Genomic DNA, 25,037 nt, shown 5'->3' with positions numbered 1-25,037 from the left:
GCCACTTGCGATGCCATCGGGGAGTCCATAATCCATGACGATCGGAACGCGGATCGCGCTTGGCTTTGCCGCCGTGCTGCTCCTGACGGTTGGCGTGGCGTTCGTCGGCTGGAACAGCCTGAGCACCTACGCCGAACGGGTCGGTCTGGAAGCCCATACCGCCGACCTCGACACAAGGCTGAAGTCGGTGCGGCTGGAGGAGGCGCGATTCGTCACCGAACGCGACGCCAAGGCCGCAACCAACGTTCCAGGCATGTTGGACGCCCTGCAGGCCGAGGCGCAGCAGACGCGCGCCGCCCTGAACGATGGGGAGGGACGCCGGCTGCTGGACGAGGTGCTGTCCGGCATCGACGGCTACCGCGCCGCCTTCAACAATTTCGTCGCCCAGGACGGCGAGGCGCACGCCCGCACCGCCAGCATGGAAATGCGCGCCCGTGCCCTGCGCGAGATCGCCGAGAAGATCGGCAAGCAGCAATCGGAGCGCTATGACCTGAATATGGCCAGCAAGCGCGACGCCGACACCGAGCTGCGCCACAGCATGGATACGGCGGAGCGCGCGAACCGCGTCATCGAACGGGTGCTGGAGGTCCGGCGCCAGCAAAGCGATCTGCGCCGCAACGCCGATCAGGCCCTGGCCGACCGGATCGTCGCGGCGCTGGACGAGCTGGTGCAGATCACCGACACCGTCGCCAAGGACCTCGTCGGCACCAATGACGAGGAATCCGCCGCCCGGATCGCCGGCGACGCCCGCGCCTACCACGACACCGTGCGCGCCCTGCACGGCAAGGGCATCGCCGCGCTGACCGAGGTCGGCGTGGCCGCCGGGCTGGACGAGGCGGCCCGCGGCGTGCAGGAGCGCGCCATGGAGCTCCAGAAGAACCAAGCCATGGTGACCGAAGCGCTGACCGAAGCCTCGAAATACGCCCAGAGCGAGGTGAACGAGGCCGTCATGCTGCGCGGTCTGGCAATGCGGCTGGTGCAGGACGCTCAATCGGCGATGCTGGCCCAGCGCGATTTCCTGCTGACAGGCTCGGCGGACGCCAAAGTCGCGGCTGCCGCCGCGGTGAAGGAGATCCTGGCGATTGCCGGACAGGCCGGCGCCGTCCTGGTCGATCGGGAAGGGCGGGCGCTGATCGCTGCCATCACCGAGGCCGCCCGCGCTTTCGACTCGGAATTCACCGCGCTGTCCTCCGCCGTCGCCAAGCAGCATGATGCGTCGGTGGCGATGGCCAAGGCATCGGCCGCGGTCAGCGGTCAGGTTGGCCGGCTGGTGACTTTGCAGCGCGAGGATCGCGAGGCCGGCCGCGCCAGCGCCGGCATGGTGATCGCCATCGGCGCGGCGGTGGCGCTGCTGCTGGGCGCGCTGATGGCCTGGATCATCGACCGCGCCATCACCCACCCTCTGCATGCCATGACCGGCGCCATGGGCCGGCTCGCCGAAGGCGACCTGAGCGTCGACATTCCCGGTGGCGACCGTAAGGACGAGCTGCGCAACATGGCCGCCGCCATGACCATCTTCAAGGACAACGCCCTGGAGATGCGGCGGATGGAACGCGAGCGGGAGGAGATGCGCATCCAGATCGACGCCGACCGCCGCCGGACGATGAACGAGTTCGCCAACGGCTTCGAACAGGCGGTGTCGGGCGTGGTGACCTCGCTGACCGAATCGGCCGGCTCGCTGGGCCGCGATGCGCAGGAGATGTCGTCGGACGCAGCGCTGACCACCGCGAAATCCACCGCCGTCGCCACCGCATCGCAGCAGGCGACCGCGAATGTGCAGACCGTCGCCGCGGCGGCGGAACAGCTGTCGGCCTCGATCGCCGAAATCTCGCGTCAGTTGAACGCCAGCTCGGCCACCGCGTCGGGGGCCGCCGACAAGGCGGTGCAGACCAACAGCATCGTCGAGGGCCTGTCGATGGCTGCCGAGCGCATCGGCCAGGTCGTCGGCCTGATCGGCGAAATCGCCGAGCAGACCAACCTCTTGGCGCTCAACGCCACCATCGAAGCCGCCCGCGCCGGCGAGGCCGGCAAGGGCTTCGCCGTGGTGGCGACCGAGGTTAAGAACCTCGCCGGCCAGACCGCCAAGGCGACCGAGGAGATCTCCGCCCAGGTCGCGGAGATGCAGACCGCCACCATCAGCGCCGTGGAGGCCATCCGCACGATCTCCGATGCGGTGACTGCGATCAGCGGCACGGTGACGGATATCGCGCTCGAAATGGAACAGCAGGGCAGCGCCACGCGCGAGATCGCCCAGAATGTCCAGCAGGCGGCCGAAGGCACCCAGCAGGTGATGCGCAACATCGCCGAGGTGACCACCGCCGCCACCAAGACCGGCGGTGCCGCCGATGCGGTTCTGGATGCAAGCCGCACTCTCGCGACCCAGGCCGACCGCCTGCGTGGCGAGGTTCAGGGTTTCCTGAACAAGGTGCGGACGGCCTGACCCCCTTTGCTGGTTCATCCTCGCTCGGGTCGCGCCCACACGCGACCCTTCAAGCGGCGGCGGCAGACCAGCGCCGGATCGGCGCACGGGAAAGGGCGGAGTTGCCGTAGGCACGCAGCGTGGTGACCTCCGCACCGATCCAGTCGGGCAGCGGTACCGTCTGGTCCGGGGTCTCCAACTCGACCTCGGCAATGACGAGGCCGGAATTCTCGCCGTCGAAGATGTCGATCTCCCAGCACAGGCCGTCCTGGCAATGGCGGTAGCGGGTCTTTTCGATCACCCGGCCTTCGCAGCCGTGGAGAAGAAGCTGGCGCGCGAAATCCAGATCCAGCGGGTGCTCCACCTCGTCCCGGCAAGCTCCGCGCTTCAGCGATTTGATGGTGAGGGTCGCCCGGTCTTCCGCGATGCGGACGCGGACCGTGCTGACGCCGTCGGACGGCAGGTATCCCTGGACCATTCGGACGCCATTCCGGCAGAGATGCCGGACATCCTTGCGGACGAGAAAGCGCCGCTCGATTTCCAGTGCCATGGCTAGGCCCTTCGGACGATCTTGTCGACGACCCTAGCCGAAAGTCCCCACCGGCTTCAACCTCGTTGCCCCGTGTGCAGCGCAACCGAGGCTGCATGCATCCGCATTATGCCGTGACGATCGGTCGCAACAGCCTGGAGATCGATGCTATCGTCGGAGGATGAATGCCGATCTTTCCGCCATGATTCCCTGGGCCTCGATCCCCTGGCTGGTCCTGTTCGCCTTATACGGGCTGCCACTGCTGCATGTGGCCTTGTCGCGCCGGGGTGGCGGGTGGCGGCCGCCGGCCGGATCGCGCTGCCCGTTCGGACCGCGCGCCGGATGGCTGGTGATGGTGCTGATGCTGGGGCCGGTCGGATGGCTGATGTTCGCGCTCCGCCGGCCCCGCCGCCCATCGGGCAGATAGCATCAGGCCGACAGGTTGCGGATCAGATCCGGCCCATCAGCAGCAGAACGATCAGGACGATCAGCAGCACGCCGAGGATGCCGCTGGGACCATAGCCCCAGCCACGGCTGTGCGGCCAGGCCGGAACGGCGCCGAGAAGCATCAGAATGAGGATGATGAGCAGAATCGTGCCGAGCATGGCCTTCTCCCTTATGATGGAGCATTTGTGACGGACAAGCGGAACCTCAACGGGATCCTCTGGACTTTGTTCCTGTCCGGCTCGAACGTGACGGTTCGGCACCACCAAGGAGGGATATCGCCCCACCGGCGCTCCCCGAACGCGACACTGCCGATCTTTTGGCGAGCTCGCCCCTGTTGACGGACGGCGCGCGGCCGCTTAGGCTCCTGTCCATGAACGTGCATCGCATCGACGGCATTCTGCGAATTAGCGGCCCGGTTCTCCTTTGAGAGCCGGGGATTTCGCTCGTCCAGTCCGCAGAACCGTCTGAAGGCCCGATCACGCCATGTCCAGCACCGTGAACACCAAGTCCCTGAACGCCAATTCCTCGAATGCAGCGCCCGTGTCCGCTTCGGATGCGCGCGCCACCGCACCCGGCCGCCGGGTCGTCTTCTCCCTGGTCGCCGACGCCGATCCCGGCACCCTGCCCCGTGTTCTGGAATATGTCGCCAAGCGTGGATTGGTCCCGCTGGCCCTGCACAGCCGGCTGACCGACGACATGCTCGACATCGCCATGGAAATCGGCGATCTGCCCCAGGCGGAAACCGACCATGTCGGCCGTTGCCTGGGACAAATCCCGATGGTGGCGCGCGTTACCCTGACCGAACTGGCTGTCGAAGCCGCGGTAGCCGAGGGGTTCACGGAATTGGTCGCGGCAGAATAAAAAAAGGGGGAGAGGAAGCCGGTCAGACCGGCTTCCGTGCCTCATCGTCACGCGTCGCCGCCTCCGGAGACTGCGATCCGGCTTCCCGCCCCTCGGTCTCCTGCGTTTCCGGCAACGGTTCGCCGATCTCCGTACGCATCAGTTCCGCCGCCCGTTGCAGCTTGCGGAACTGGGCGATGGAAAATGGCAGGCTGACCATATAGGCGATGCCAACGATGGAGAGCGTCCACCAGGGCTGGCTGACCATCATCGCCGCCAACAGCCCGACGCCGGCCAGGGCCGGCACCACCCAGTGGGCCGGGACCCGCGCACCCTTGAAGGAGAAGGTCGGCAGGATGCTGACCATCAGCCCGCCGATCAGCAGGGTCCACGGCACGATGACGGCCGGATGGCCGGGGAACTCCGGACCGATCTCGAACCCCAGGATCATCGGCAGCAGGACGAGGCCGGCCCCGGCCGGCGCCGGCACGCCGGTGAAATAGTTGTAGGCCCAGGGCGGCAGGTCGACCACGCCAAGCCGCGAGTTGAAGCGCGCCAACCGCAAGGCGCAGCACACGGCATAGGCCATGGCGGCGATCCAGCCCAGGCTGCCCGCGCCGTTCAGCCCCCACAGATACATCATGAAGGCGGGGGCGACGCCGAAACTGATGGCGTCGGACAGGCTGTCCAGTTCCGCCCCGAACTTGCTCTGCCCGTTCAGCAGACGGGCGATCCGGCCGTCCAGCGCATCCAGGATGGCGGCGATGACGATGGCGATGACCGCCGGCTCCCACCGCTCCTGCATGGCGAAGCGGATCGCAGTCAGGCCGGAGCAGAGCGCCAGCACAGTCAGCACGTTCGGCAACAGGTGGTTGATCGACAGCCCTTTCAGCCGCGGATGCGGCCGGCCGGGACGGCGCGCCCGGTGCGGGCGGAAGATCTGCTGGCGGAAGACGGGCGGTCGTTTCATCGCCGCACATCCCCCTGCCGCTGCGCTTCGGTCCCGTCCAGGTCGGCCAGGATCGTCTCGCCGCCGATGGCGGTCTGGCCGACGCAGACCAGCGGGGCGACGCCGTCGGGCAGATAGATGTCGGTGCGGCTGCCGAATCGGATCAGGCCGAAGCGCTCGCCTGCCTTCACCTGCTGCCCGGCCTTGACCCACCACAGGATGCGGCGCGCCACCAGACCGGCGATCTGGACATAGGCAATCTCGCGCCCGTCCGGCAGGCGGTGACGGAAGGCCATCCGCTCGTTCTCGTCGCTCGCCTTGTCCAGCGCGGCGTTGACGAAGGTGCCCTTGTGGTATTCGGCGGCCACGATGGTGCCGTCGGCCGGCACGCGATTGACGTGGACGTTGAAGACGTTGAGGAACACGCTGATCCGGGTCAGCGCCTTGTCCCCCATGCCGAGTTCCTTCGGCGGAACCGCCTGGACGATCATGGTGACGCGCCCGTCGGCCGGGCTGACCAGCAGTCCGGGTCGCGTCGGCGTCACCCGGTCGGGATCGCGGAAGAAGTAGGCGCACCACAGGGTGAGCACCAGGCCGATCCAGCCGAGCGGCGCCCAGACGGCGAGACCCAGGATCAGGGAAACCACCGCGAAACCGGCGATGAAGGGCCAGCCGGCACGGTGGATGGGGACGACGACGGTATCGATGGCGGACATCGCCTGCTTTCTTCGTATTTTCAGACCACAGCGAACAGCCATTCTAGCTGTGCGTTGCAAGCCTTTACAGAATTTTAGCGGCCGGAGCCCATGCTGTCGTCTCCATCGACCCTGAAGCCGAGCGTGCCGCCTTGTCCGTTCCCGATCTGAAGACCATTCAATCGCTGGCCGAAGTGCCGGACGGCGCCCTGCCCATCAATCCCGGCTCTATCGAGATGACGCCCGAGGGCGTTCTCGGCATCGCCAGACCGCCGCGCCCCTGCAAGCTGACCTTCATGGCCGACGGCCTGCCCTTCAACGTCGCCGTGCGGCATGAAGGGCCGGAGGACGGTGGCGGCTCGATCTGCCAGATCTGGGCCGATGTCGGCCATGTGCCCTACACCGCCCAGGCACCGGAGCGCCGCCGCGCCCTGCTGGCGGTCCTGCGCGGGATCGAAGGACTGCCGCATGTCCGCTTCATCGTGCAGGGCGGACAGAAGATCATCCTGTTCTCGGAAATCCGGCTGGAACACCACGCCTCGCCCGAGGACCTGTTCCACCAGACCATCCTGGTCCTGCAGGAAGCGCGTCCGTTCCTGCGCCTGCTGGGCGAGTATCTGTAAGGCGGATGGCCGGAACTCTTCAGCCTTCCGGCCAGACTCCCTCGTCCATCATCTCGGCGAAGCTCCACGGGCACTGAACGGCGAACACCGCTTCGTCGATCCCCGTTTCGGCAGCAGCGTCACGCCGCGCCAGCCGATAGGCATCGGCAATCGATTCACCAAGCTTCGACTTCAGGCTTGGATTGTCCCGCATGTGCGTTTCGATTTCGTCGCGGCTATTGGCAATCGAAAGGCGCCAGGAGTTACCGCGGCGGGCCGGTTGATGCTCCCATTTCAGCAAATGGTGCAGGAGCACGCGCAGCCGGCTGACCAATTCCCGCTTCTCGGTCTTGCCCATACTCTCGATCTCCTCGGCGATGTGTTCGATGTCCGCCGCGTCGAGCTTGCCGGCCCGCAGAAGGGCGGCCTGTTCGTTCGCCCAGGCATAGAAATCGCTGTCGTAGAGGCTGCTTCCGTCCATCGCCCACCTCCCCACATCGCCGATGGGCGCTGCGGACCGGGGGATTTCACCGCCGGTCCGCAGCGCCGCATGCTGCTTACTTCGGAACCTTGCCCTGCACGCCTTCGACGTACCAGTCCATCTTCAGGATCTGCTCGTCGGTGGCGGTCTTGCCTTCCGGAATCACGACCTTGCCGGACTGGTCCTTGACCGGGCCCTGGAAGGAGTGGCGCTTGCCGGACACGATGTCGGCCTTGATCTGGTCGGCCATCTTCACGACGTCGGCCGGGATCGCCGGGTTGTAGGGGGCCAACTCGACCATCCCGGTGCTGATGCCGCCCCAGGTGTCGATCGGCTTCCAGCTGCCGTCGAGAACCGCCTTCACGCGGTCGACATAATAGCCGTTCCAGTCCTCGACGATGGCGGTCAGGTGCGACTTCGGACCGAAGCGGGTCATGTCGGACGACTGGCCGACCGACCACAGCCCACGCTCCTGGGCGGTCTGGATCGGGGCCGGGCTGTCGGTGTGCTGGACGATGATGTCGGCACCCTGGTCGATCAACGCCTTGGCCGCCTCGGCTTCCTTGCCGGGGTCGTACCAGCTGTTGACCCAGACCACGCGGACCTCAGCCTTCGGGTTCTGCTCGCGGAGCGCGATGGTGAAGGCATTGATGCCGCCGACCACCTCGGGAATCGGATAGGAGCCGATGTAGCCGATGATGTTCGACTTGGTCATCTTGCCGGCGATGGCGCCCACCACCGTGCGGCCCTCATAGAAGCGGCCGGAATAGGTCGCGACGTTCTCGGCGCGCTTGTAGCCGGTAGCATGCTCGAACTTCACGTCGGGATGGCGCTTGGCCACCTTCAGCGTCGGGTTCATGAAGCCGAAGGAGGTGGTGAAGATCAGCTTGTGGCCGCTGGCCGCCAGCTGCTCGATCACGCGCTCGGCGTCGGCGCCTTCCGGCACATTCTCGACGAAGGTGGTGGTAACCTTGTCGCCCAGCGCCTTCTCCACGGCCAGACGGCCCTGGTCATGCTGATAGCTGTAGCCATGGTCGCTGACCGGGCCGACATAGACGAAGCCGACCTTCAGCTTCTCCTGCGCGAAGGCGGCGCCCATGCCCACGCTCAGCGCCATCGCGGCACCGGCCAGACCCAGCACCGTCTTGCCCATCGTCCTTCTGTTCACGTCGACGCTCCTTATTCTTGATGTCGTGAGATATGGGCTTTGTTTCGTTTTCAAAACGACGCGTCAAGCATCGGGATGAAACAGTTTTCCCAGACAGGCCGGCGCGTTCAGGCGGATGCGGGCGACGTCCCGCGAAATCAGCACCAGGACCAGAACGGTAGCCAGATACGGCAGCATCGACAAGAGCTGCGACGGCACGTCGATGCCCAGCCCCTGGACATGCAGCTGCAGGATGGTGACGCCGCCGAACAGCCAGGCGCCCAGCATGGCGCGCACCGGCTTCCAGGTGGCGAACACCACCAGCGCCAGCGCGATCCAGCCGCGGCCCGAGGTCATGTTCTCCGCCCACATCGGCGTGTAGTCCATCGACAGGAAGGCACCGCCCAAACCGGCCATGGCGCCGCCGAACAGCACGGCGAAGAAGCGGATGCGCAGGACCTTGTAGCCCAGCGCATGGGCGGCCGTGTGGTTCTCCCCGACAGCGCGCAGGACGAGGCCGGCGCGGGTGCGGTACAGGAACAGATGGACCAGCGGCACGGCGGCGACCGCCAGATAGACCATGATGTCCTGGCCGAACAGCGCCTGTCCCACCACCGGCATGTCGGTCAGGCCGGGGATGAAGAGCTTCGGCAGGCCCTCCAGCGGAATGCCGACGAAGCCCTGGCCAATCAGCGCCGACAGGCCGACGCCGAACAGGGTCAGCGCAAGACCGGTCGCGACCTGGTTGGCGAGCAGGAACAAAGTCAGCACGGCGAACAGCGAGGCGGTGGCGGCACCGGCGAAGGCCGCGACGAGGAAACCGGTGACGGCGCTGCCGGTCTGAACCGTGACGGCGAAGCCGCAGACGGCGCCGACCAGCATCATGCCCTCGACACCCAGGTTGAGGACGCCCGACTTCTCGACCACCAGTTCGCCCAAGGCGGCGAACAGCAGCGGCGTTGCCGCTGCGAACATGGCGGCCAGGATCGGGCCGATCAGGGCAAGGTCGTTCATGCCGCAGCCCTCCGCGCACCGAAGCGGACCCGGTAGCGGATCAGCACGTCGCTTGCCAGCAGGAAGAACAGAAGCATGCCCTGGAACACTCCGGTGATGGCCTTGGGCAGGCCCATGGCGATCTGCGCCGCCTCGCCGCCGATGAAGGACAGGGCCATCAGCAGCGCCGCCAGCAGGATGCCGACCGGGTGCAGCCGGCCGAGGAAGGCGACGATGATGGCGGTATAGCCGTAGCCGGGCGAAATGCTGGCGGTGATCTGGCCGATGGGGCCGGCGACCTCGCCCATGCCGGCGATGCCGGCCAGCGCGCCCGACAGCAGCAGCGTCAGCCAGACGATCCGCTTCTGGTCGAAGCCGGCATAGCCGGCGGCGGCTGGGGTCAGGCCGATCACCTTGATCTGGAAGCCGATGAAGGTCCGCGCGATCAGCAGCCAGCCGCCCGCCACCGCCAGCAGGGCCACCAGCGCGCCGAGATGGACGCGGGTCCCGGCCCACAGGATCGGCAGCGTGGCATCGGCTTCGAACAGCCGCGATTCGGGGAAGGCGAAGCCGTCGGGATCGCGGAAGGGACCATGGACCAGATAGTTCAGCAGCAGCAGCGCCACATAGTTCAGCATCAGGCTGGTCAGAATCTCGCTGGCGTTGAAGCGCAGCCGCAGAAAGGCGGGCACCGCCGCCCAGACCGCCCCGCCGATGGCCCCGCCGATCACCATCATCGGCAGCAGCCACCAGCCGCCCTCGCCATAGAAGGCCAGCGCCAGCCCGCCGCCGGTGATGGCGCCCAGCGTCAGTTGCCCCTCGGCACCGATGTTCCAGACATTGGCGCGGAAGCCGATGGCGAGCCCGACGGCGCACAGCACGAGCGGCGTCGCCTTCACCACCAGTTCGCCGACGCCGCGGACCGAGGTCACGGGCGCGACGAAGAAGGAATAAAGCGCCTTCAACGGGTCGAAGCCCATTGCCAGGAACAGGATGAAGCCGCTGAGCAGGGTCAGCGCCACCGCCAGCAGCGGCGTGACATAGACCATGGTCTTCGACGCCTGTCCGCGCGGCTCAAGACGGATGAAGCTCATGCGGCGTCTCCGGTGCTCAAAAAACCATCAGACCGCACGCGTGATCTCCCCGTCTTCGTCCGGCGGCGTGCCGAACAGGCCGCCCATCAGCAGGCCGATGCGCTCCACCGTCGTTTCGTGCGTCGGCCGGCTGTCGGACAGGCGGCCATGGAACAGCACGGAAATCCGGTCGCTCAGCACGAACAGCTCGTCCAGATCCTGGCTGATGACCAGCACCGCCGCCCCCGACCGCGCCAGATCGATCAGCGCCTTGTGGATCGCGGCGGCGGCGCCGGCATCGACGCCCCAGGTCGGCTGGCCGACCACCAGAAGCTTGGGCTTCTGCAGGATTTCGCGGCCGATGATGAATTTCTGCAGATTGCCGCCCGACAGCGACCGCGCCTCCGCCCGATGACCATGCGCCACGACGTTGAAGCCGCGGATGATCGTCTCGGCATAGGCGCGGGCACGGGCGAAATGGACCATGCCGCCGCGCACCAGCGGCTCGCGGGCATAGCCGGACAGCAGCGCATTCTCCGACAGGCTCAGTTCCGGCACGGCACCGCGGCCCAGCCGCTCCTCCGGCACGAAGGCGAGGCCGAGCGTCCGGCGGGCCCGTGGCCCGAGATGCCCGGCCGACGTGCCCTCGATCACCACGGCATCGGCGTCGGCGAGCAGAACCTCGCCGCTCAAGGCCGCCATCAACTCCGCCTGCCCATTGCCGGCGACGCCGGCGATACCGAGAATTTCGCCCGCCCGCACCTCGAAATTGACGTCCTTCAGGTTGGTGGCAAAGGGATTGTCGGAGGTGGTGGACAGGTGGCGCACCGTCAGGCGGGCAACGCCGGCCACACCCTGCGGCGGCCGTTCGGGGGTGGACAGCTCCGCCCCCATCATCATCTCGGCGAGGCTGCGCGCGGTCTCCTGCCGCGGGTCGGTGGCACCCACCACCTTGCCGGCACGCAGCACGGTGGCGCGGCTGCACAGGGCGCGGATTTCCTCCAGCTTGTGCGAGATATAGAGGATCGTGCAGCCCTCCGCCGCCAGGACGCGCAGCGTCTCGAACAGCTTGGCCGCCTCCTGCGGCGTCAGGACGGAGGTCGGCTCGTCCATGATCAGCAGCTTCGGATCCTGCAGCAGGCAGCGCACGATCTCCACCCGCTGGCGCTCGCCCACCGACAGGTGGAAGACGTGGCGGCCGGGGTCCAGCGCCAGACCGTAGCGTTCCGACACCTCGCGGATACGGCCGGCGAGCTGGTCCATCGGTCCGGCATTGTCGAGGCCGAGCGCGATGTTCTCGGTCACCGTCAGCGTGTCGAACAGGGAGAAATGCTGGAACACCATGCCGATGCCGAGACGGCGCGCGCCGGCCGGGTCGGGAACAATCGTTTCCGCCCCCTGCCACAGCATGGTTCCGGAATCGGGGTGCAGAACCCCGTAGATCATCTTGACCAGGGTCGACTTGCCGGCCCCGTTCTCACCCAGCAGCGCATGGATCTCACCCGGTTGCAGGACGAGATCGACATGGTCGTTGGCCAGACAGCCGGGGAATCGCTTGGTGATGCCGCGCAGCTCCAAACGGGGCGGCGGAGCGTCCGGGGGGTAGGTCTCGGCGTGCGAAGGCAAGGAGGAGCAATCCGGAAAAAGGTCAAACCTGTATGGCATTGCCAAAGCCGTGCCACCGCTACCAACAGAGTAATCCGGCGGCACCACCGGCCGTCAACAACCGATCCTCTGCCCATCGGTGATGCATCTGCCGCTTTGGTCATCATGCCACAGTCGGCTCGCGCAACCCAGCCCTTCGCCCAGCTCATTGCCTGGCGCATTGCAGTGCGGCAGGCCCTTGCCAGCCGGGCCGTTCCGCCCAACACTTCAGTCGATTGGATGATGTGGAGGCGAGGATGTCGGCGGGTTACGCAGTTCTGGACCAGCGGAGCGTGGTGGCGGTTACGGGCGAGGACCGCAAAGCGTTCCTGCAAGGGCTGGTGTCCAACGACGTGCTGCGGGTCACGCCGGACCGTGCCGCCTATGCCCTGTTCCTGACGCCGCAGGGCAAGTTCCTTCATGATTTCAATTTGGTCGAGTCGGGAGTCGAGTCGGACGCCGCGCTGCTGCTGGACCCGGAGACGGAGCGCCGCGCCGACCTGCTGCGCCGGCTGAAGATGTACAAGCTCCGCTCGAAAATCGCGCTGGAGGACCGGACGGAACAGCTTCGCGTGGTCGTCGCCTTCGGGGACGGCGCGTTGGAGGCGCTGGGCCTGCCGGCCGAACCGGGTGCGGCACGGGCTTTCGCCGGTGGCGTCGCCTTCACCGACCCGCGGCTGCCGGCTCTGGGGGCCCGTCTGTTCCTACCGGCGGATGGGCTTGCCGCGCTGGAGGCGGCCGGTCTGGCGCCGCGCGAGGCCACGGACTACGACCGGCTTCGCCTGTCGCTCGGTATCCCCGACGGCACGCTGGACCTGATCCCGGAGAAATCGATCCCGCTGGAAAGCCGGATGGACGCGCTGAATGCGATTTCCTGGGACAAGGGTTGCTACATGGGGCAGGAGCTGACCGCCCGCACCAAGTACCGCGCCCTCATCAAGAAGAAGCTGTTCCCGGTCACCGTCGACGGACCGGCGCCGGATGCCGGCACCCCGGTGACGCTGGACGGCAAGGAAGTGGGGGAGATGCGCAGTGGCCGCGACGATGCCGCACTCGCTTTGCTGCGGCTGGAGGATGTGCAGCGCGCGGTCGAGAACGGACTGACCTTCCAGGCAGGGTCGGTAGTTCTGACGCCGCGCGAACCCGGGTGGGACCATACCACGAAGGGGTAGTGGCACACCGAAAGAATTCCCGGAAGGAGTGATCAAACGGGCTGCGCTCCTGTTGTTGTGATGTATTCAGACACAACGACAAAGGAGCCACCCTCATGCGTCGCACCCTGATCGTCACCGCCGCCTCGCTGGCTCTCATGACGGGCGTCGCCGTTGCGCAGACCTCGTCGCCGACCGTGGGCAACCCGTCCTCGTCCACGTCCAGCATGTCGAACACCGCAACGCCGGACAGCGCAACCAGCACCACCAACAGCGGCGTGACCAAGTCCGGTCCGACGGGCGGCCAACTCGCCAGCGCCGACGAACTGATCGGCAAGAACGTCTATGGCCGCGACAACAACAAGATCGGCGAGGTCGACGACGTCATCCTCGACGGCACCGGTCAGGCCAAGCAGCTGGTGATCAGCTCGGGCGGTTTCCTCGGCATCGGCGAGAAGCAGGTCGCGGTCGACTACAGCGCCGCCAACTGGGATTCGCAGAACAACCGCCTGAACCTCGCCGGCATGAGCCGCGACGACGTCAAGGCGATGCCGGACTTCAAGTATGACGACACCATGACGTCGCTGAACAAGACCCGCAAGCCGGCGGAAAAGGAAACGGTCGCCCCGGGCGCCGCCCCGACGACCGGCACCACCACGGCGAAGTAAGAGCAGCTTGCGGTTTTTGAGGCGGGGGCATCCGCCCCCGCCCGTCATCCCCGCAGCAAATCCACGAAACGCCGGCAGGCCACGATCTCCGCGCGAACGTTCGCGCGGCGTTTCGTGGCCTCTGCGTCTTCGCCCCACTGCTCGATCTGATAGGTCTCGTCCAACTGCGAGACCTCGAACGCCTCTTCGGCGCTGAGACGGCCTTCCAGCAAAGCCAGTGCCACGATGATCGACCCGCACACGCCGGTCGTAGTCTGAAGCGCCGACAGATACCAGTCGTCCGTCCGCTCCACCACCCGGCGCAGGGCGGCCAGAGCCTCCTCCGGCTGCGGCCTGGGCATCAGCCCGGCACAGACATGCAGCGGGGCGTCATAGGTCAGCGCCGCCCAATCCAACAGAGGCTGCCAGAGCTGCGCCTGCCGCTCCACCAGCGGCTGGGGATGTTCGGCGCGGTAGCACAGCAGGTCGGTTTCGGCATAGGCGCTGATGGCGGGGACGATCTCCGGCCGCTTGGCCGGGATCAGGTCGACGGCGGTGCTCGACAGCTGCATCAGCGGCATGGAATGGGCGTCGATCTGGTCGCCCTGCGCCGCCCATTCATCGGCCACGCCCTGTGCCAGCGGCAGGCTGGGGAAGACCAGCGGTGCCTTGGCCGGGCTGCGCACCGGACGTCCGTCAAGCTCGACCCGGAAACCGCCTTCGGTCTCGCCGACGCCCGCCGCCTTGTAGAAACGCTTCATCGCTTACCCTTCCAAAAGCTCCAGCACCGCGGTGGCGACGTCGCGCCCGCGGTGGACGATGCGGTCGGCCCCGGCCCGCTCCAGTTCCGGCACCGCGTGGTAGCCCCAGGAGACGCCGACCGACCGCACCCGCGCGTTGCGGGCCATCTGGATGTCGTAGGTCGTGTCGCCGATCACAACCGTAGCCGCCTCCTCCGCACCGGTCTCCGCCAGCGCGCGCTGCACCATGTGCGGGTTGGGCTTGCCGGGACCGACATCGGCGGTCTGCAAGGTGACGAAGCGCCCGGTCAAGCCATGGCCCTTCAACACCGCATCCAGCCCGCGGCGCGACTTGCCGGTAGCCACCCCAAGCAGCACCCCTGCCTCCTCCAGCGCCGCCAGCGTGTCGAGGATGCCGGGGAACAGCGGTTCGTCCACCTCGCCGCGGCTGCGGGCGCTGGAAAAGGCGCGCTTATAGCTTTCCGCCACCGCGACATGCAGGTCGGCATCCCGCTGCGGCAGCAGCAGGGCCACCGCCTCCACCAGCGACAGCCCGACCATGCGGCGGACGTCCGCCGGCTCGGGCTCACCCAGCCCATGCTCGGCCCAGGCCTGGGTCATGGCGTCGATGATGGCGAACTGGCTGTCGACCAGCGTGCCGTCGCAATCGAAGAGGGCGAGGCGCAGCGGCGATTTCCCCAGTGATTTCCCCAGTGGAGCCATCACTCGAAATCCTCGAACGGATCATCGCGCAGGTTGGGGCTGAAGCCGAAATACTTCCAGGTCGCCATCATGTGGTCGGGCAGCGGCGCCGTCACGTCGATGGTCTTGCCGCCGCGCGGATGCGGCAGGATCAGCCGGCGGGCATGCAGGTGCAGCTTCTTCGCCACCTCCGCCCCACCGGCCAGGAAGGCGCCCTGCCCGGCATATTTCCCGTCGCCCAGGATCGGCGTGCCGACGGCGGCCATGTGGACGCGCAGCTGGTGGGTGCGCCCGGTCAACGGCCACATGGCGACGAAGGCCGCTTGTTTGCCGACATTCTCCTGCACCGAATATACGGTAACGGCGCGCTTGCCCTCTTCCTTGTTCTCCGCCACCCGCTCGCCATGCGGGCCGCCTTCCTTGGCCAGCGCCAGATCGATCTTGCCCTGGTATGGCGTCGGCACGCCGACGGTGACGGCCCAGTAAATCTTGCGCACCGCACTGCCGCGGAACATCTCCGTCAGCTTGCTGGCGGCGAAGGTGGTGCGGGCCAGCAGCAGGACACCGGAGGTGTCCTTGTCCAGCCGGTGGACCAGCTTCGGCCGTTCGTTGCCGTCGAAGCGCAGGGCATCGAGCATGGCGTCGAGATGCTTGGAGGTGCCGGTGCCACCCTGCACCGCCAGACCGGCCGGCTTGTTGATGGCGATCACGTCGGCATCTCGGTAGAGCACCAGCGCCTGCAACTCGGCGATCTGCTTGTCCGACATGCCCTTGGGTTTGCTGCTCCCCTGACCCGGTCCCCTGACCGGTGCGGCCCAGGCGGCCAGCGGCGGGATGCGCACGCCCTGCTTGGCCGCCAGCCGCGTCGAGGTCTCCGCCCGCTTGCCGTCGACACGGACCTGACCGGTGCGCAGCAGCTTTTGCAGGTAGCTGTGGTTCACGTCGGGGAAATGCCGCTTGAACCAGCGGTCGAGCCGCATGTCGGCCTCGTCGGCCGTGACGATGCGGGTTTCGACCTTGCTGTCGCTTTTGGCTTCGGTCGACGCGGTATCGGCGTGATCGGCAGCGGGCTTGGGAGAGTCAGTCATCAGAGGGACACCGAAACAAGAGAACGCACGGCCCACAGGCCGGCAAAGAAGCCCACCACGCTGAACAGCGTCGAGGCGAGGAAGTATCCCGCCGCCGCGGCGATCTCGTCACGGGCGACGAGGACACCGATGTCCAGCGTGAAGGAAGAGAAGGTGGTGAAGCCGCCCAGGATGCCAACCAGAAGGAAGGCGCGCAGTTCGGGCGGCGGCGACCATGTCAGCGCCGCCAGTTCCGACAGCATCCCCATCACCGTGCAGCCGATCACGTTGACGATGATCGTCCCCACCGGAAAGCGGGTACCGACCCACTGTGTGATCACGAGCAGCATCAGGTAGCGCGCCACCGAACCGGCGGCACCGCCGACGGCGACGGCGAGCAAGGACAGGGGGGATGCGAGCACGGCGCCTCCAGACGAGCGCTGAGATAGGGAAACGGGGATGGAGCGCCGGATTAGAGCCAGAAACCGGCGGACTTGTCACGCGATGGACAATCGCGGCAGGATCGCTGTCATGGAAAAGCTTCCCTTCAACGCCGCTTTGCTGGTCATCGACCTGCAAAAGGCCATCGACGACCCGCGCTGGAGCCTGACCGGTCCGCGCAACAACCCGCAGGCGGAGGCCAACGTCGCGGCCCTGCTGGCCGCATGGCGGCGGGACGGTCGGCCCATCGTCCATATCCGCCACGATTCGGTGGAGCCCGACTCCAGCTACCGCCCCGGCGGTCCCGGCCATCCCTTCAAGGAGGAGGCGAGGCCGCTGCCCGGCGAGACCGTGATCGGCAAGCGGGTGAACAGCGCCTTCATCGGCACCGGGCTCGACGAGTGGCTGCGCGACCGGGGCATCGCCACGCTGGTGGTGGCCGGCGTCACCACCAACAACAGCGTCGAGGCGACGGTAAGGATGGCCGGCAACCTCAACTATGATGTGCGTCTGGTCGCCGACGCCTGCTTCACCTTCGCCAGGAAGGACCGCTCGGGGAGGCTACGGACGGCAGACGAAGTCCACGACCTGTCGCTCGCCAACATGGACGGCGAATATGCGACGGTCGTGGATACCAAAGCGGTTTTGGGCTGATCTGCCGCCTTACGCCAGCTTCGCCTTCAGGAACTCCACCGTCCGCTTCCACGCCAGATCGGCGGCCTCCTTGTTGTAACGCTCCGCCGACGTGTCGTTGTGGAAGGCGTGATTGACGCCGTCATAGACGTAAATCTGGTGTTCGACATGCGCCTTCTTCAGCGCCTCGTCGTAAGCGGGGATGCCGGCGTTGATGCGCTGGTCCAGCCCGGCATAATGCAGCAGCAGCGGCGACTTGACCGTGGTGACCAGGGCCGGGTCGGGGGTCGGGCCGTAGAAAGCGACGCCGGCCTTCAGGTCGGGCGCCTTGATCGCCAGCCGGTTGACCATGCCGCCGCCCCAGCAGAAGCCGACCGCCCCGACCTTCGCCGAGGAATAGCGGTAGGCCATCAGGTAGCTCATCGCCGCGATCAGATTGTTGACCGTCTTGTCGGTGTCGAGCTGACCGATCATGTCGCGCGCCTTGTCGGCATCCTGCGGCGTGCCGCCCAGCGGCGACAGCAGATCCGGGGCAAACGCCACGAAGCCTTCGGTGGCGAGGCGGCGGGTGACGTCCTCGACATAGGCGTTCAGGCCGCGGTTCTCGTGGATGACGACCACCGCCGGAGCCTTGTCCGCCAGCTTCGGCCGGGCGATATAGCCGGACACGTCGCCGGTCGCCCCCTGGAAGGACACCTTCTCCGCCGCCAGACGGGTGTCGTCCTCACCGACCACGGCGGCGCGGGCATAGTTCGGCTCGATCGCCGACAGGATCGCGGGAATCGCTGCCGCACTTCCGGCCAGCGCCGCCAGCCGTTCCAGGAAGACCCGGCGCGGTAGCGGCGCGTGGGTGTATTCGTCGTAAAGATCGATGATCCGCTGGTCCATCCCCGATGCCCCTGTTTTGCCTCGTGCCGCAGCTCAGCCGGTGCGGTCGCGCATGAGAGTGGTGGCGACGCACCGGCTTGGCAACCGGGAGACGGATCCGCTTTCGGCCTATGACACCGCTTATGAGGCTTCCGACGCCACCTCGGTCAGCGGCACCAGCTCCGACGGCTGATATTCCACCAGAAGGCCGTCGCGCATCTCCAGAACCCGGTCCATGCGGCGGGCAAGGTCCAGATTGTGGGTGGCGACCAGGGCGCCGACCTTGGCCTGACGGACAATGGCCGACAGCATGGTGAAGACATGCTCCGCCGTATGCGGGTCGAGATTGCCGGTCGGCTCGTCGGCGATCAGCAGCGACGGGGCGTTGGCCAGCGCGCGGGCGATGGCGACGCGCTGCTGCTCACCGCCCGACAGGCGGGCCGGGCGGTGGGTGCCGCGCTGCTCCAGCCCGACCATGCGCAGAAGCTCGTCGGCGCGCTGCCTGGCGACCGATTTCGACACGCCGGCGATCATCTGCGGCAGGACGATGTTCTCCCGCGCCGAGAATTCCGGCAGCAGATGGTGGAACTGGTAGACGAAGCCGATGGAGCGGCGCCGCACCTCGGTCCGCCTGCCGTCGTCCAGATTGGACACATCGGTCCCGGCAATGCGCACCGTGCCGCCGGTCGGTCGTTCCAACAGGCCGGCGATGTGCAACAGCGTCGATTTGCCGGCCCCCGACGGGCCGACCAGTGCCACCAGTTCCCCGGCGCCGACGGTCAGGTCGACCCCGCGCAGCACCTCCAGCGTCTCGCCCGCCTGTTCGAAGCGGCGGACGATTCCCTTCAGCTCCAGCATCGGCTGCATCACGACGTCACTCATAGCGCAGGGCCTCCACCGGGTCGAGCCGGGCGGCGCGCCAGGACGGGTAGATGGTGGCGGCGAAGGACAGGCCGAGCGCCATCAGCGTCACCTGGATCACCTCGCTCCAGTCGATCTTGGCCGGCAAATGGGAGAGGAAATAGATCTCGGCGTTGAACAGGTTGGTGCCGGTCAGACCCTGGATGACCTGCCGGATGCTCTCGATGTTCAGCGCGAAGGACACGCCGAGCGCCAGCCCCAGCAGAGTCCCCGTCACGCCGACACTGGCGCCGGACAGGAAGAAGATGCGCATGATCATGCCGCGGGTCGCCCCCATGGTGCGCAGGATCGCGATGTCGCGCCCCTTGTCCTTCACCAGCATGATCAGGCTGGAGATGATGTTGAAGGCCGCGACCATGATGATCAGCGACAGGATCAGGAACATCACGTTGCGTTCGACCTGGAGCGCCGTGAAGAAGCCGGAATTGGACTGCTGCCAGTCGACCACCCTGCCCTCCCCCGCCACCGCCGACTGGACGGCGGACCGGGCTGCGGCGATCTGCATCGGATCGCTGACGAAGACCTCCAGCGAAGTCACGGCGTCGCCGGTGCGGAAGAAGGCCTGCGCCTCCTCCAGCGGCAGGAAGATGAAGCTGTTGTCGTATTCGAACATGCCGACGTCGAAGATCGCGCCGATGGGATAGCTGCGCATCCGCGGCACGGTGCCGAAGGCGGTGACGTTGCCCTGGGGTGCGATCAGCGTGATCTGGTCGCCGACCGACAGGCCCAGGCGCTGGGCCATGCGCACGCCGATGGCGACACGATCCTCCCCGAACTCGTCGACGGAGCCGCGGATGACGTTGTTGGCCAGCGTCGGCCGCACCTTGAAGTCTTCCGCCCGCACGCCGCGGATGACGGCGCCGGACGCGACTCCGCGCACCGACACCAGCGCCTGCCCCTCCACCGTCGGGGTGACGTTGACCACGCCCGGCGTGTTGCGCAGCTTGCCGGCCAGGATGTCGAAGTCCGGCAGCGGTCCGCCCCGCGAACTGTAGACGTTGAGATGTCCGTTGAGACCGAGCACCCGGCCCAGCAGTTCCGCCCGGAAGCCGTTCATCACCGCCATCACGATGATGAGCGTCGCCACGCCGAGCGCGATGCCCAGCAGCGAGAACCCCGCGATGACCGAGATGAACCCTTCCTGGCGGCGTGCCCGGAGGTAACGCATCGCGACCATGCGTTCGAAGGCGTTGAAGATCATGCGGCTGGGGTCCTGTGGCGGAGGCCTGGGGCAGGCGGAAACGATGCCCTACATAAGAACGTGAGCGTGGCGGGAAAAGGGCAAAGCCCGGATCTCCGGCAGGGCGAAGCCCGGATCGCCAACGGTCACGGCAATCCGGGCTTCCCCTTCGAGCTAAGCCGATCAGCCCAGCAGCTTCGCCAGCGCCGCCTCGACCGGCAGCTCTTCCTTCTCGCCGGTGGCGCGGCGCTTCAGTTCGACGACGCCGTTCTTCAGGCCGCGCGGTCCGACGACCAGCTGCCAGGGAACGCCGATCAGGTCCATGTCGGCGAACTTGGCGCCGGGACGTTCGTCTCGGTCGTCATAGGCGACCTCCAGCCCGGCCGATTCAAGCTTCGCATACAGCTCGCCGCAGACGCGGTCGGTCTCGGCGTCGCCGGACTTCAGGTTGATCAGGCCGACGTTGAAGGGGGCGACGGCGTCCGGCCAGATGATGCCGTTGTCGTCATGGCTGGCCTCGATGATCGCACCCATCAGGCGCGACACGCCGATGCCGTAGCTGCCCATCTCCACCGGGATCGACTCGCCGTTCGGACCGGCGACCACCGCGTTCATCGGCTTGGAGTATTTGGTGCCGAAATTGAAGATGTGGCCGACCTCGATGCCGCGGGCCGACACCAGATCGGCCTCCGGAACCGGGCTGTTGGCCGGGTCATGCTTCTCGTCCGTTGCCGCATAGATCGAGGTGATGCGGTCGAAGAAGGGCTGCAGGTCGTCCTCCATGCCGGGAGCGTCCTTCAGCACATCCAGGTTCATCCAGTCCTTGTGGCAGAAGACGCCGCTCTCGCCGGTCTCGGCCAGGATGATGAATTCGTGGCTCAGGTCGCCGCCGATGGGGCCGGTGTCGGCACGCATCGGGATCGCCTTCAGCCCGATGCGGGCGAAGGTGCGCAGGTAAGCCAGGAACATCTTCTGGTAGGAGCGGCGGGCGCCGGCCGCGTCGATGTCGAAGGAGTAGGCATCCTTCATCAGGAATTCACGACCGCGCATCACGCCGAAGCGCGGACGGATCTCGTCACGGAACTTCCACTGGATGTGGTAGAGGTTCAGCGGCAGCTGACGATAGCTTTTGACGAAGGACCGGAAGATGTCGGTGATCATCTCCTCGTTCGTCGGACCGAACAGCATCTCGCGGTCGTGACGGTCGGTGATGCGCAGCATCTCCTTGCCGTAATCGTCGTAACGGCCGCTCTCGCGCCACAGATCGGCCGACTGGATGGTCGGCATCAGCAGTTCCTGCGCGCCGGCCGCGTCCTGCTCCTCGCGGACGATCTGCTCGATCTTGCGCAGAACCCGATAGCCCAGCGGCAGCCAGGCATAGATGCCGGCGCTGGTCTGGCGGATCATCCCGGCCCGCAGCATCAGGCGGTGCGAGACGATCTGCGCCTCGGTCGGGGTCTCCTTGAGGGTCGGCATGAAGAAGCTGGACAGCCGCATGGCTCTGCTCTCGTGTGCGAGGTGTTCGACAAGGCCGACGCGCCCGCTGCTTCGCAACGAAAGAGCGGATACGACGGCGGGTGAGCGACTTTAGGAAGGTCGCCCTCACTTGTCCACTGTAAGCCCCCCGCCGGCAGTCCTGCCTGCCCCTCTCCCTACCGGGTGCGGCAATAGGCGTAGAGGCGCTCCTCGGCACCCGGATCGACCGGTTGGCCGTTCAGATAGAGCCGGTCGCCAACGACGCTGAGCCAGACCGCGGTGATGTCGTTGGGCAGATAGGGCACCGATGGCAGGACGATGCCCATCCGCCGGGCAAGATCGATCGACAGCGGCAAATCGATGGGAATCGGCGGCTGCGCACCGGCACTGCCCGGCAGATCGGCCGGCGCCACCGCCCGGCCATTGACGTCGACGCCCGGCCGATACTCGACGCCGGCGGCCGGCAGATGGCGGGTCAGCCGCTGGCACAGCGACAGGTCGATCACCGGCCGGTCGCCGGCCGGCCTGTTGCGGGCCGCATCAGGTGTCAGCGGAATCGGACCGGGAAGCGGCTGCGGCGACTGCGCCGGGGCCGGAATCGGAGCCAGGGAAAGCACCAGGGCCGCCAGACCGGCGCGCACGGACCGCCGCACAGGAGTTCCGCGCGGCGTCACAGCGTGTGCCGTTCGGCCACCGGGGCCGGGTTGCGCATGGCCTTCCAGTAGATCGACAGGTAGGGCATTCCTTTTTCCGCCTCCTCCTGGGTCCGCGCCGACTGGCGGATATACTTGCCGATGAAGGGCTTGTTCACATGCTCCAGGTCGACAGCCGCCTTCAGCACCAGGAACTCGCCGATCTTGTCCGGCAGATTGTAATGCCATTTCTGCAGGCAATCGGAGGTCACACCCGGCTTCGCCTGCTCGGGTTCGGGCAGATAAAACTCCTGGTGGTGGTACTGCGAGATTTCCTTCCAAGCCTGCGCCACCCGGCCCGGCTTCAGGCGCGGCAGCGCCTTCAGGATCCGGACATCGTCATGGAACAGCGGCAGGAAGCCGCGCTTTTCCGCCAGTTCGGTCAGCATCGTGTGAAGGCCGGCCATCACACTGCCCTCCGCACCGCCGCCGCCGTCGCTGCCCGTCTTTTCCTCCCGCCTTCGGCCGAACAGGGCGCTGAAGAAGCCCTTCTTCGGCTTGGACTGGCTGCTGGCGCCGCCATCCTGCCCGATCTTGCGCTCGTCCCACAGCGAGTCCCAGGCAAATTCCCAGGCCGTGAAGATGGCGTTGGAGCGGTCGTCGAGAACGGTCAGCAGATACTCCCGCCCTTCCCGCGCCCAGTCGACGTCACCGACGATGGCGCGCACCGGACGGCGGCTGAGCACGACCGGCAGAATGCCGACGCGCACCAGTTCCTGATAGAACTCAATGAAGGACGGAGTCTGGATGAAAGGCAGGACCGAGCTTGGCTGTTGCTCAGGCGCCAGCAGCTCCATGCTTTTCTTGGTACGCTCCAACAGTTCGGCCGCCACAACCGCCGCGAACTGATTGAACCGTTCGTTTTCATTCGCGGCCATCGGCGCCTCGACTGTCGTCCCTTTCCTGCCGCCCGCCGAAGCGGGCAAAGGTCCAGCTGGATACGCGAGCAAAGCGGAAAGCCCCCGGACGGCATGGCCCCCCGTGACGATCTGAAAAACCCGGCTGAACGCCCGTACTGGGGAAACCCCACCACGGGAACTAAGCCGAGCAACGCTACCAAGTAAACCGTTAACGTTTTCTGGACCATCGGCGGAAATTTCCTGTCTCCGCCGCATCACCCGATGCCGACCCGCATTCGATGGAAAAGAAAAGGCCGCGCGGCGAAAGCGGCGCGGCCTATCGAGTTTAGGGAGGAATCGCCACCAGGCGTCGGAAAGGGGGGAAGATCCCCCCTCGTCACCAGAAAAGAGTGGACCCGCGCCGTGGCCATAGCAAGCCTAAAACAGAGGCAGAGCCATCTCCTGCACAAAATACTTGCACTTTTGCCCAGGATTTCAGCATTTGCCGTGGTTCTGTGCGGTCTTTTGCTTATTCCTTAGGCTGATCCCCGCGATAACCAGCGTCCATTGCGGCTTTCCACGGCGGATTCAGCTCCAGCACCACCGCCTGGACCGGACAGTCGGCCTGATGAGCACCCGGCAGGTAACCCAGGCTCATCAGGAACTCACCGACGATCTCGCCGCCGGTGAAGCGGAAGGTACGGCCGAACAGCTTCACCCACTCCGCCTTGGACAGCGGATGGTGGGCACGCAGCCAGCCGTCGAAGGAGCCGTGGGTTTCCCGCAGCGCGACGATGCGCCGGGCATTCTCGATCACAGCATCGACCTTCAGGCGGTTGCGGATGATCCCCGCATCGGCCAGCAGCCGCGCCCGCTCCGCCTCGCCATAGGCGGCGACCCGGTCGATGTCGAACCCATCGAAGGCGGCACGGAAAGCATCCCGCTTCTTCAGGATGGTCAGCCAGGACAGGCCGGCCTGATTGATCTCCAGCACCAGACGCTCGAACAGCACCCGGTCATCGCTGCTGGGAAAGCCGTATTCGCCGTCATGGTAGGGACCATGGTGGGGATGGCCGGGTGCGGCCGCGCAATAAGTCAGGCTCACCCGCCCTGCTCCTCTGTGTCGTCAGAACATGTCCCGCGCCATGTCCCGGAAGGAAACGAGGCCGGACCGCTCGATGCCGAAAATCACCAGCCACACCAGCAGGGCGACCAGCGACGTGATGATGAATTTGCGCAGAATACGCGGCTCGACCGGTGCGGAGGAGGCCATGCCGGGTTCCGGCGTCTCCGGAGTCCTGACGCCCCAGGGCAGCACCGCGAACAGCACCACCCACCACACGACGATGTAGACGAAGGCCGCAGTCACCCAGTTGTCCATCGCCCTCTCCGCATGTCAGTCGATCAGGTCCCCTGGCAGGTCCCCTGGCAGGCCCCCTGGCAGGCCAGGATCAGGCCTGTTCCAGCTCCACCAGCGTCCCGCAGAAATCCTTCGGATGCAGGAACAGCACCGGCTTGTCATGGGCGCCGATCTTCGGCTCGCCGTCGCCCAGCACGCGGGCGCCCTGCTCCTTCATCCGGTCGCGGGCGGCCAGGATGTCCTCCACCTCGTAGCAGATGTGGTGGATGCCGCCAGACGGGTTCTTGTCCAGGAACCCGGCAATCGGGGACTTCTCCCCAAAGGGATGCAGCAGCTCGATCTTGGTGTTGGGCAGCGTGACGAAGACGACCGTGACGCCATGCGGCGGCAGGTCCACCGGCTGCGACACCGCGGCGCCCAGAGTGTCGCGGTAGAGTGCGGTCGCCGCCGGCAGGTTCGGAACGACGATGGCGACGTGGTTGAGCTTCCCGATCATGCGTGT

At 66.6% G+C, this 25,037-nt stretch carries 29 protein-coding genes; 7 read left to right on the top strand and 22 right to left on the bottom strand.

Features of this window, described 5'->3' with window-relative positions:
* The first annotated feature begins 34 nt into the window (after window positions 1-34).
* Window positions 35-2,440, top strand: coding sequence for a methyl-accepting chemotaxis protein (locus GBZ48_RS06125; protein WP_174470207.1), 2,406 nt, complete (start codon window positions 35-37; stop codon window positions 2,438-2,440).
* Window positions 2,441-2,489: 49 nt separating this feature from the next.
* Here GBZ48_RS06125 and GBZ48_RS06120 read toward each other — a convergent pair whose 3' ends face one another.
* The gene (locus tag GBZ48_RS06120; protein ID WP_174470206.1) at window positions 2,490-2,969 is read right to left on the bottom strand and encodes a CYTH domain-containing protein; all 480 of its coding nucleotides are present in this window, start codon (window positions 2,967-2,969) and stop codon (window positions 2,490-2,492) included.
* A gap of 181 nt (window positions 2,970-3,150) precedes the next feature.
* On the opposite strand from GBZ48_RS06120, the gene GBZ48_RS06115 reads away from it, so the two are divergent.
* Entirely contained in the window at window positions 3,151-3,375 is a 225-nt protein-coding gene (locus GBZ48_RS06115) for a hypothetical protein (protein WP_246307007.1), read from the top strand.
* 22 nt (window positions 3,376-3,397) lie between these two features.
* Here the strand turns inward: GBZ48_RS06115 and GBZ48_RS06110 are convergent, their stop codons facing one another.
* A complete protein-coding gene (locus GBZ48_RS06110) occupies window positions 3,398-3,553 on the bottom strand; it encodes a DUF3309 family protein (protein ID WP_042694949.1) in 156 nt (51 codons plus the stop codon).
* Window positions 3,554-3,878: 325 nt separating this feature from the next.
* Here GBZ48_RS06110 and GBZ48_RS06105 point away from each other — a divergent pair, with 325 nt between their 5' ends.
* Complete coding sequence (locus GBZ48_RS06105) at window positions 3,879-4,256, top strand: hypothetical protein (RefSeq protein WP_174470204.1); 378 nt, start codon at window positions 3,879-3,881, stop codon at window positions 4,254-4,256.
* Between the two features lie 22 nt (window positions 4,257-4,278).
* Here the strand turns inward: GBZ48_RS06105 and GBZ48_RS06100 are convergent, their stop codons facing one another.
* Together GBZ48_RS06100 and GBZ48_RS06095 are read right to left on the bottom strand one after the other, a co-directional pair.
* Window positions 4,279-5,205, bottom strand: a complete 927-nt coding sequence (locus GBZ48_RS06100; RefSeq protein ID WP_174470203.1) for a CDP-alcohol phosphatidyltransferase family protein — start codon at window positions 5,203-5,205, stop codon at window positions 4,279-4,281.
* The gene (locus GBZ48_RS06095; RefSeq protein WP_246307006.1) at window positions 5,202-5,900 is read right to left on the bottom strand and encodes a phosphatidylserine decarboxylase; all 699 of its coding nucleotides are present in this window, start codon (window positions 5,898-5,900) and stop codon (window positions 5,202-5,204) included. Before GBZ48_RS06095 ends, GBZ48_RS06100 begins: the two co-directional genes overlap by 4 nt.
* Window positions 5,901-6,031: 131 nt before the next feature.
* Between GBZ48_RS06095 and GBZ48_RS06090 the strand changes: the two genes are divergently transcribed.
* Window positions 6,032-6,502 carry a hypothetical protein gene (locus tag GBZ48_RS06090; RefSeq protein WP_098739395.1) on the top strand — a complete coding sequence of 157 codons (471 nt, stop codon included), beginning with the start codon at window positions 6,032-6,034 and terminating at the stop codon, window positions 6,500-6,502.
* Between the two features lie 19 nt (window positions 6,503-6,521).
* Here GBZ48_RS06090 and GBZ48_RS06085 read toward each other — a convergent pair whose 3' ends face one another.
* From GBZ48_RS06085 to GBZ48_RS06065, 5 genes are all read right to left on the bottom strand, one after another.
* Window positions 6,522-6,962 (bottom strand): DUF29 domain-containing protein, encoded by a 441-nt coding sequence (locus GBZ48_RS06085; RefSeq protein ID WP_174470202.1) that lies wholly within the window; start codon window positions 6,960-6,962, stop codon window positions 6,522-6,524.
* Window positions 6,963-7,038: 76 nt separating this feature from the next.
* The gene (locus GBZ48_RS06080; RefSeq protein WP_174470286.1) at window positions 7,039-8,115 is read right to left on the bottom strand and encodes a BMP family ABC transporter substrate-binding protein; all 1,077 of its coding nucleotides are present in this window, start codon (window positions 8,113-8,115) and stop codon (window positions 7,039-7,041) included.
* 78 nt (window positions 8,116-8,193) lie between these two features.
* Window positions 8,194-9,123: an ABC transporter permease gene (locus GBZ48_RS06075; protein ID WP_174470201.1), complete on the bottom strand. Its 930-nt coding sequence runs from the start codon at window positions 9,121-9,123 to the stop codon at window positions 8,194-8,196.
* The gene (locus GBZ48_RS06070) at window positions 9,120-10,196 is read right to left on the bottom strand and encodes an ABC transporter permease (RefSeq protein ID WP_174470200.1); all 1,077 of its coding nucleotides are present in this window, start codon (window positions 10,194-10,196) and stop codon (window positions 9,120-9,122) included. The genes GBZ48_RS06075 and GBZ48_RS06070 overlap by 4 nt, the downstream gene beginning before the upstream one ends.
* A gap of 27 nt (window positions 10,197-10,223) precedes the next feature.
* On the bottom strand, window positions 10,224-11,801 hold the full coding sequence (locus GBZ48_RS06065; RefSeq protein ID WP_174470199.1) for an ABC transporter ATP-binding protein: 1,578 nt from the start codon (window positions 11,799-11,801) through the stop codon (window positions 10,224-10,226).
* Window positions 11,802-12,076: 275 nt separating this feature from the next.
* Between GBZ48_RS06065 and ygfZ the strand changes: the two genes are divergently transcribed.
* Together ygfZ and GBZ48_RS06055 are read left to right on the top strand one after the other, a co-directional pair.
* Entirely contained in the window at window positions 12,077-12,991 is a 915-nt protein-coding gene (gene ygfZ, locus GBZ48_RS06060; protein ID WP_174470198.1) for a CAF17-like 4Fe-4S cluster assembly/insertion protein YgfZ, read from the top strand.
* A 95-nt stretch (window positions 12,992-13,086) separates the two neighbouring features.
* Complete coding sequence (locus tag GBZ48_RS06055; protein ID WP_174470197.1) at window positions 13,087-13,638, top strand: PRC-barrel domain-containing protein; 552 nt, start codon at window positions 13,087-13,089, stop codon at window positions 13,636-13,638.
* A gap of 44 nt (window positions 13,639-13,682) precedes the next feature.
* On the opposite strand, the gene GBZ48_RS06050 is transcribed toward GBZ48_RS06055, so the two are convergent.
* From GBZ48_RS06050 to crcB, 4 genes are read right to left on the bottom strand one after another with little or no spacing between them, the layout of a single operon-like run.
* Window positions 13,683-14,378: an ATP12 family chaperone protein gene (locus GBZ48_RS06050; protein WP_174470196.1), complete on the bottom strand. Its 696-nt coding sequence runs from the start codon at window positions 14,376-14,378 to the stop codon at window positions 13,683-13,685.
* A 3-nt stretch (window positions 14,379-14,381) separates the two neighbouring features.
* Window positions 14,382-15,080 carry an HAD-IA family hydrolase gene (locus tag GBZ48_RS06045; RefSeq protein WP_174470195.1) on the bottom strand — a complete coding sequence of 233 codons (699 nt, stop codon included), beginning with the start codon at window positions 15,078-15,080 and terminating at the stop codon, window positions 14,382-14,384.
* Entirely contained in the window at window positions 15,080-16,147 is a 1,068-nt protein-coding gene (locus GBZ48_RS06040) for an RluA family pseudouridine synthase (protein ID WP_174470194.1), read from the bottom strand. Before GBZ48_RS06040 ends, GBZ48_RS06045 begins: the two co-directional genes overlap by 1 nt.
* A complete protein-coding gene (gene crcB / locus GBZ48_RS06035) occupies window positions 16,147-16,548 on the bottom strand; it encodes a fluoride efflux transporter CrcB (protein WP_174470193.1) in 402 nt (133 codons plus the stop codon). Before crcB ends, GBZ48_RS06040 begins: the two co-directional genes overlap by 1 nt.
* Window positions 16,549-16,657: 109 nt before the next feature.
* Here crcB and GBZ48_RS06030 point away from each other — a divergent pair, with 109 nt between their 5' ends.
* Entirely contained in the window at window positions 16,658-17,221 is a 564-nt protein-coding gene (locus GBZ48_RS06030) for a cysteine hydrolase family protein (protein WP_246307005.1), read from the top strand.
* A 9-nt stretch (window positions 17,222-17,230) separates the two neighbouring features.
* Here the strand turns inward: GBZ48_RS06030 and GBZ48_RS06025 are convergent, their stop codons facing one another.
* The 9 genes from GBZ48_RS06025 to mce form a co-directional block, all read right to left on the bottom strand.
* Complete coding sequence (locus tag GBZ48_RS06025; protein ID WP_174470191.1) at window positions 17,231-18,088, bottom strand: dienelactone hydrolase family protein; 858 nt, start codon at window positions 18,086-18,088, stop codon at window positions 17,231-17,233.
* Window positions 18,089-18,208: 120 nt separating this feature from the next.
* On the bottom strand, window positions 18,209-18,949 hold the full coding sequence (locus GBZ48_RS06020; RefSeq protein WP_174470190.1) for an ABC transporter ATP-binding protein: 741 nt from the start codon (window positions 18,947-18,949) through the stop codon (window positions 18,209-18,211).
* Window positions 18,942-20,189 (bottom strand): lipoprotein-releasing ABC transporter permease subunit, encoded by a 1,248-nt coding sequence (locus GBZ48_RS06015; RefSeq protein WP_174470189.1) that lies wholly within the window; start codon window positions 20,187-20,189, stop codon window positions 18,942-18,944. Before GBZ48_RS06015 ends, GBZ48_RS06020 begins: the two co-directional genes overlap by 8 nt.
* A gap of 162 nt (window positions 20,190-20,351) precedes the next feature.
* On the bottom strand, window positions 20,352-21,665 hold the full coding sequence (gene proS, locus GBZ48_RS06010) for a proline--tRNA ligase (RefSeq protein WP_174470188.1): 1,314 nt from the start codon (window positions 21,663-21,665) through the stop codon (window positions 20,352-20,354).
* Between the two features lie 155 nt (window positions 21,666-21,820).
* Window positions 21,821-22,297, bottom strand: coding sequence for a hypothetical protein (locus GBZ48_RS06005; protein WP_174470187.1), 477 nt, complete (start codon window positions 22,295-22,297; stop codon window positions 21,821-21,823).
* Between the two features lie 17 nt (window positions 22,298-22,314).
* A complete protein-coding gene (locus GBZ48_RS06000; protein ID WP_174470186.1) occupies window positions 22,315-23,214 on the bottom strand; it encodes a hypothetical protein in 900 nt (299 codons plus the stop codon).
* Window positions 23,215-23,704: 490 nt separating this feature from the next.
* On the bottom strand, window positions 23,705-24,280 hold the full coding sequence (locus tag GBZ48_RS05995; RefSeq protein ID WP_174470185.1) for a DNA-3-methyladenine glycosylase I: 576 nt from the start codon (window positions 24,278-24,280) through the stop codon (window positions 23,705-23,707).
* A gap of 21 nt (window positions 24,281-24,301) precedes the next feature.
* A complete protein-coding gene (locus GBZ48_RS05990; RefSeq protein WP_098739377.1) occupies window positions 24,302-24,556 on the bottom strand; it encodes a DUF1467 family protein in 255 nt (84 codons plus the stop codon).
* A 70-nt stretch (window positions 24,557-24,626) separates the two neighbouring features.
* A complete protein-coding gene (gene mce / locus GBZ48_RS05985) occupies window positions 24,627-25,031 on the bottom strand; it encodes a methylmalonyl-CoA epimerase (RefSeq protein WP_174470184.1) in 405 nt (134 codons plus the stop codon).
* Between the last annotated feature and the right edge of the window lie 6 nt (window positions 25,032-25,037).

The organism is Azospirillum melinis, from assembly GCF_013340935.1.
In the GTDB taxonomy this organism is placed as follows: Bacteria; Pseudomonadota; Alphaproteobacteria; order Azospirillales; family Azospirillaceae; genus Azospirillum; species Azospirillum melinis.
This window is presented reverse-complemented; position numbering and strand designations above follow the sequence as displayed.

What these genes read in the sequence shown, in the direction of transcription:
- proS (WP_174470188.1), bottom strand. Translation starts at nt 21,665, where the DNA reads ATGCGGCTGTCCAGCTTCTTCATGCCGACCCTCAAGGAGACCCCGACC.
- mce (WP_174470184.1), bottom strand. Translation starts at nt 25,031, where the DNA reads ATGATCGGGAAGCTCAACCACGTCGCCATCGTCGTTCCGAACCTGCCG.
- GBZ48_RS06095 (WP_246307006.1), bottom strand. Translation starts at nt 5,900, where the DNA reads ATGTCCGCCATCGATACCGTCGTCGTCCCCATCCACCGTGCCGGCTGG.
- GBZ48_RS06120 (WP_174470206.1), bottom strand. Translation starts at nt 2,969, where the DNA reads ATGGCACTGGAAATCGAGCGGCGCTTTCTCGTCCGCAAGGATGTCCGG.
- GBZ48_RS06115 (WP_246307007.1), top strand. Translation starts at nt 3,151, where the DNA reads ATGATTCCCTGGGCCTCGATCCCCTGGCTGGTCCTGTTCGCCTTATAC.
- GBZ48_RS06045 (WP_174470195.1), bottom strand. Translation starts at nt 15,080, where the DNA reads ATGGCTCCACTGGGGAAATCACTGGGGAAATCGCCGCTGCGCCTCGCC.
- ygfZ (WP_174470198.1), top strand. Translation starts at nt 12,077, where the DNA reads ATGTCGGCGGGTTACGCAGTTCTGGACCAGCGGAGCGTGGTGGCGGTT.
- GBZ48_RS06050 (WP_174470196.1), bottom strand. Translation starts at nt 14,378, where the DNA reads ATGAAGCGTTTCTACAAGGCGGCGGGCGTCGGCGAGACCGAAGGCGGT.
- GBZ48_RS06110 (WP_042694949.1), bottom strand. Translation starts at nt 3,553, where the DNA reads ATGCTCGGCACGATTCTGCTCATCATCCTCATTCTGATGCTTCTCGGC.
- GBZ48_RS06040 (WP_174470194.1), bottom strand. Translation starts at nt 16,147, where the DNA reads ATGACTGACTCTCCCAAGCCCGCTGCCGATCACGCCGATACCGCGTCG.
- GBZ48_RS06030 (WP_246307005.1), top strand. Translation starts at nt 16,658, where the DNA reads ATGGAAAAGCTTCCCTTCAACGCCGCTTTGCTGGTCATCGACCTGCAA.
- GBZ48_RS06020 (WP_174470190.1), bottom strand. Translation starts at nt 18,949, where the DNA reads ATGAGTGACGTCGTGATGCAGCCGATGCTGGAGCTGAAGGGAATCGTC.
- GBZ48_RS05990 (WP_098739377.1), bottom strand. Translation starts at nt 24,556, where the DNA reads ATGGACAACTGGGTGACTGCGGCCTTCGTCTACATCGTCGTGTGGTGG.
- GBZ48_RS06000 (WP_174470186.1), bottom strand. Translation starts at nt 23,214, where the DNA reads ATGGCCGCGAATGAAAACGAACGGTTCAATCAGTTCGCGGCGGTTGTG.
- GBZ48_RS06070 (WP_174470200.1), bottom strand. Translation starts at nt 10,196, where the DNA reads ATGAGCTTCATCCGTCTTGAGCCGCGCGGACAGGCGTCGAAGACCATG.
- GBZ48_RS06080 (WP_174470286.1), bottom strand. Translation starts at nt 8,115, where the DNA reads ATGGGCAAGACGGTGCTGGGTCTGGCCGGTGCCGCGATGGCGCTGAGC.
- GBZ48_RS06105 (WP_174470204.1), top strand. Translation starts at nt 3,879, where the DNA reads ATGTCCAGCACCGTGAACACCAAGTCCCTGAACGCCAATTCCTCGAAT.
- GBZ48_RS06100 (WP_174470203.1), bottom strand. Translation starts at nt 5,205, where the DNA reads ATGAAACGACCGCCCGTCTTCCGCCAGCAGATCTTCCGCCCGCACCGG.
- GBZ48_RS06085 (WP_174470202.1), bottom strand. Translation starts at nt 6,962, where the DNA reads ATGGACGGAAGCAGCCTCTACGACAGCGATTTCTATGCCTGGGCGAAC.
- GBZ48_RS06075 (WP_174470201.1), bottom strand. Translation starts at nt 9,123, where the DNA reads ATGAACGACCTTGCCCTGATCGGCCCGATCCTGGCCGCCATGTTCGCA.
- GBZ48_RS06055 (WP_174470197.1), top strand. Translation starts at nt 13,087, where the DNA reads ATGCGTCGCACCCTGATCGTCACCGCCGCCTCGCTGGCTCTCATGACG.
- GBZ48_RS06025 (WP_174470191.1), bottom strand. Translation starts at nt 18,088, where the DNA reads ATGGACCAGCGGATCATCGATCTTTACGACGAATACACCCACGCGCCG.
- GBZ48_RS06015 (WP_174470189.1), bottom strand. Translation starts at nt 20,189, where the DNA reads ATGATCTTCAACGCCTTCGAACGCATGGTCGCGATGCGTTACCTCCGG.
- GBZ48_RS06125 (WP_174470207.1), top strand. Translation starts at nt 35, where the DNA reads ATGACGATCGGAACGCGGATCGCGCTTGGCTTTGCCGCCGTGCTGCTC.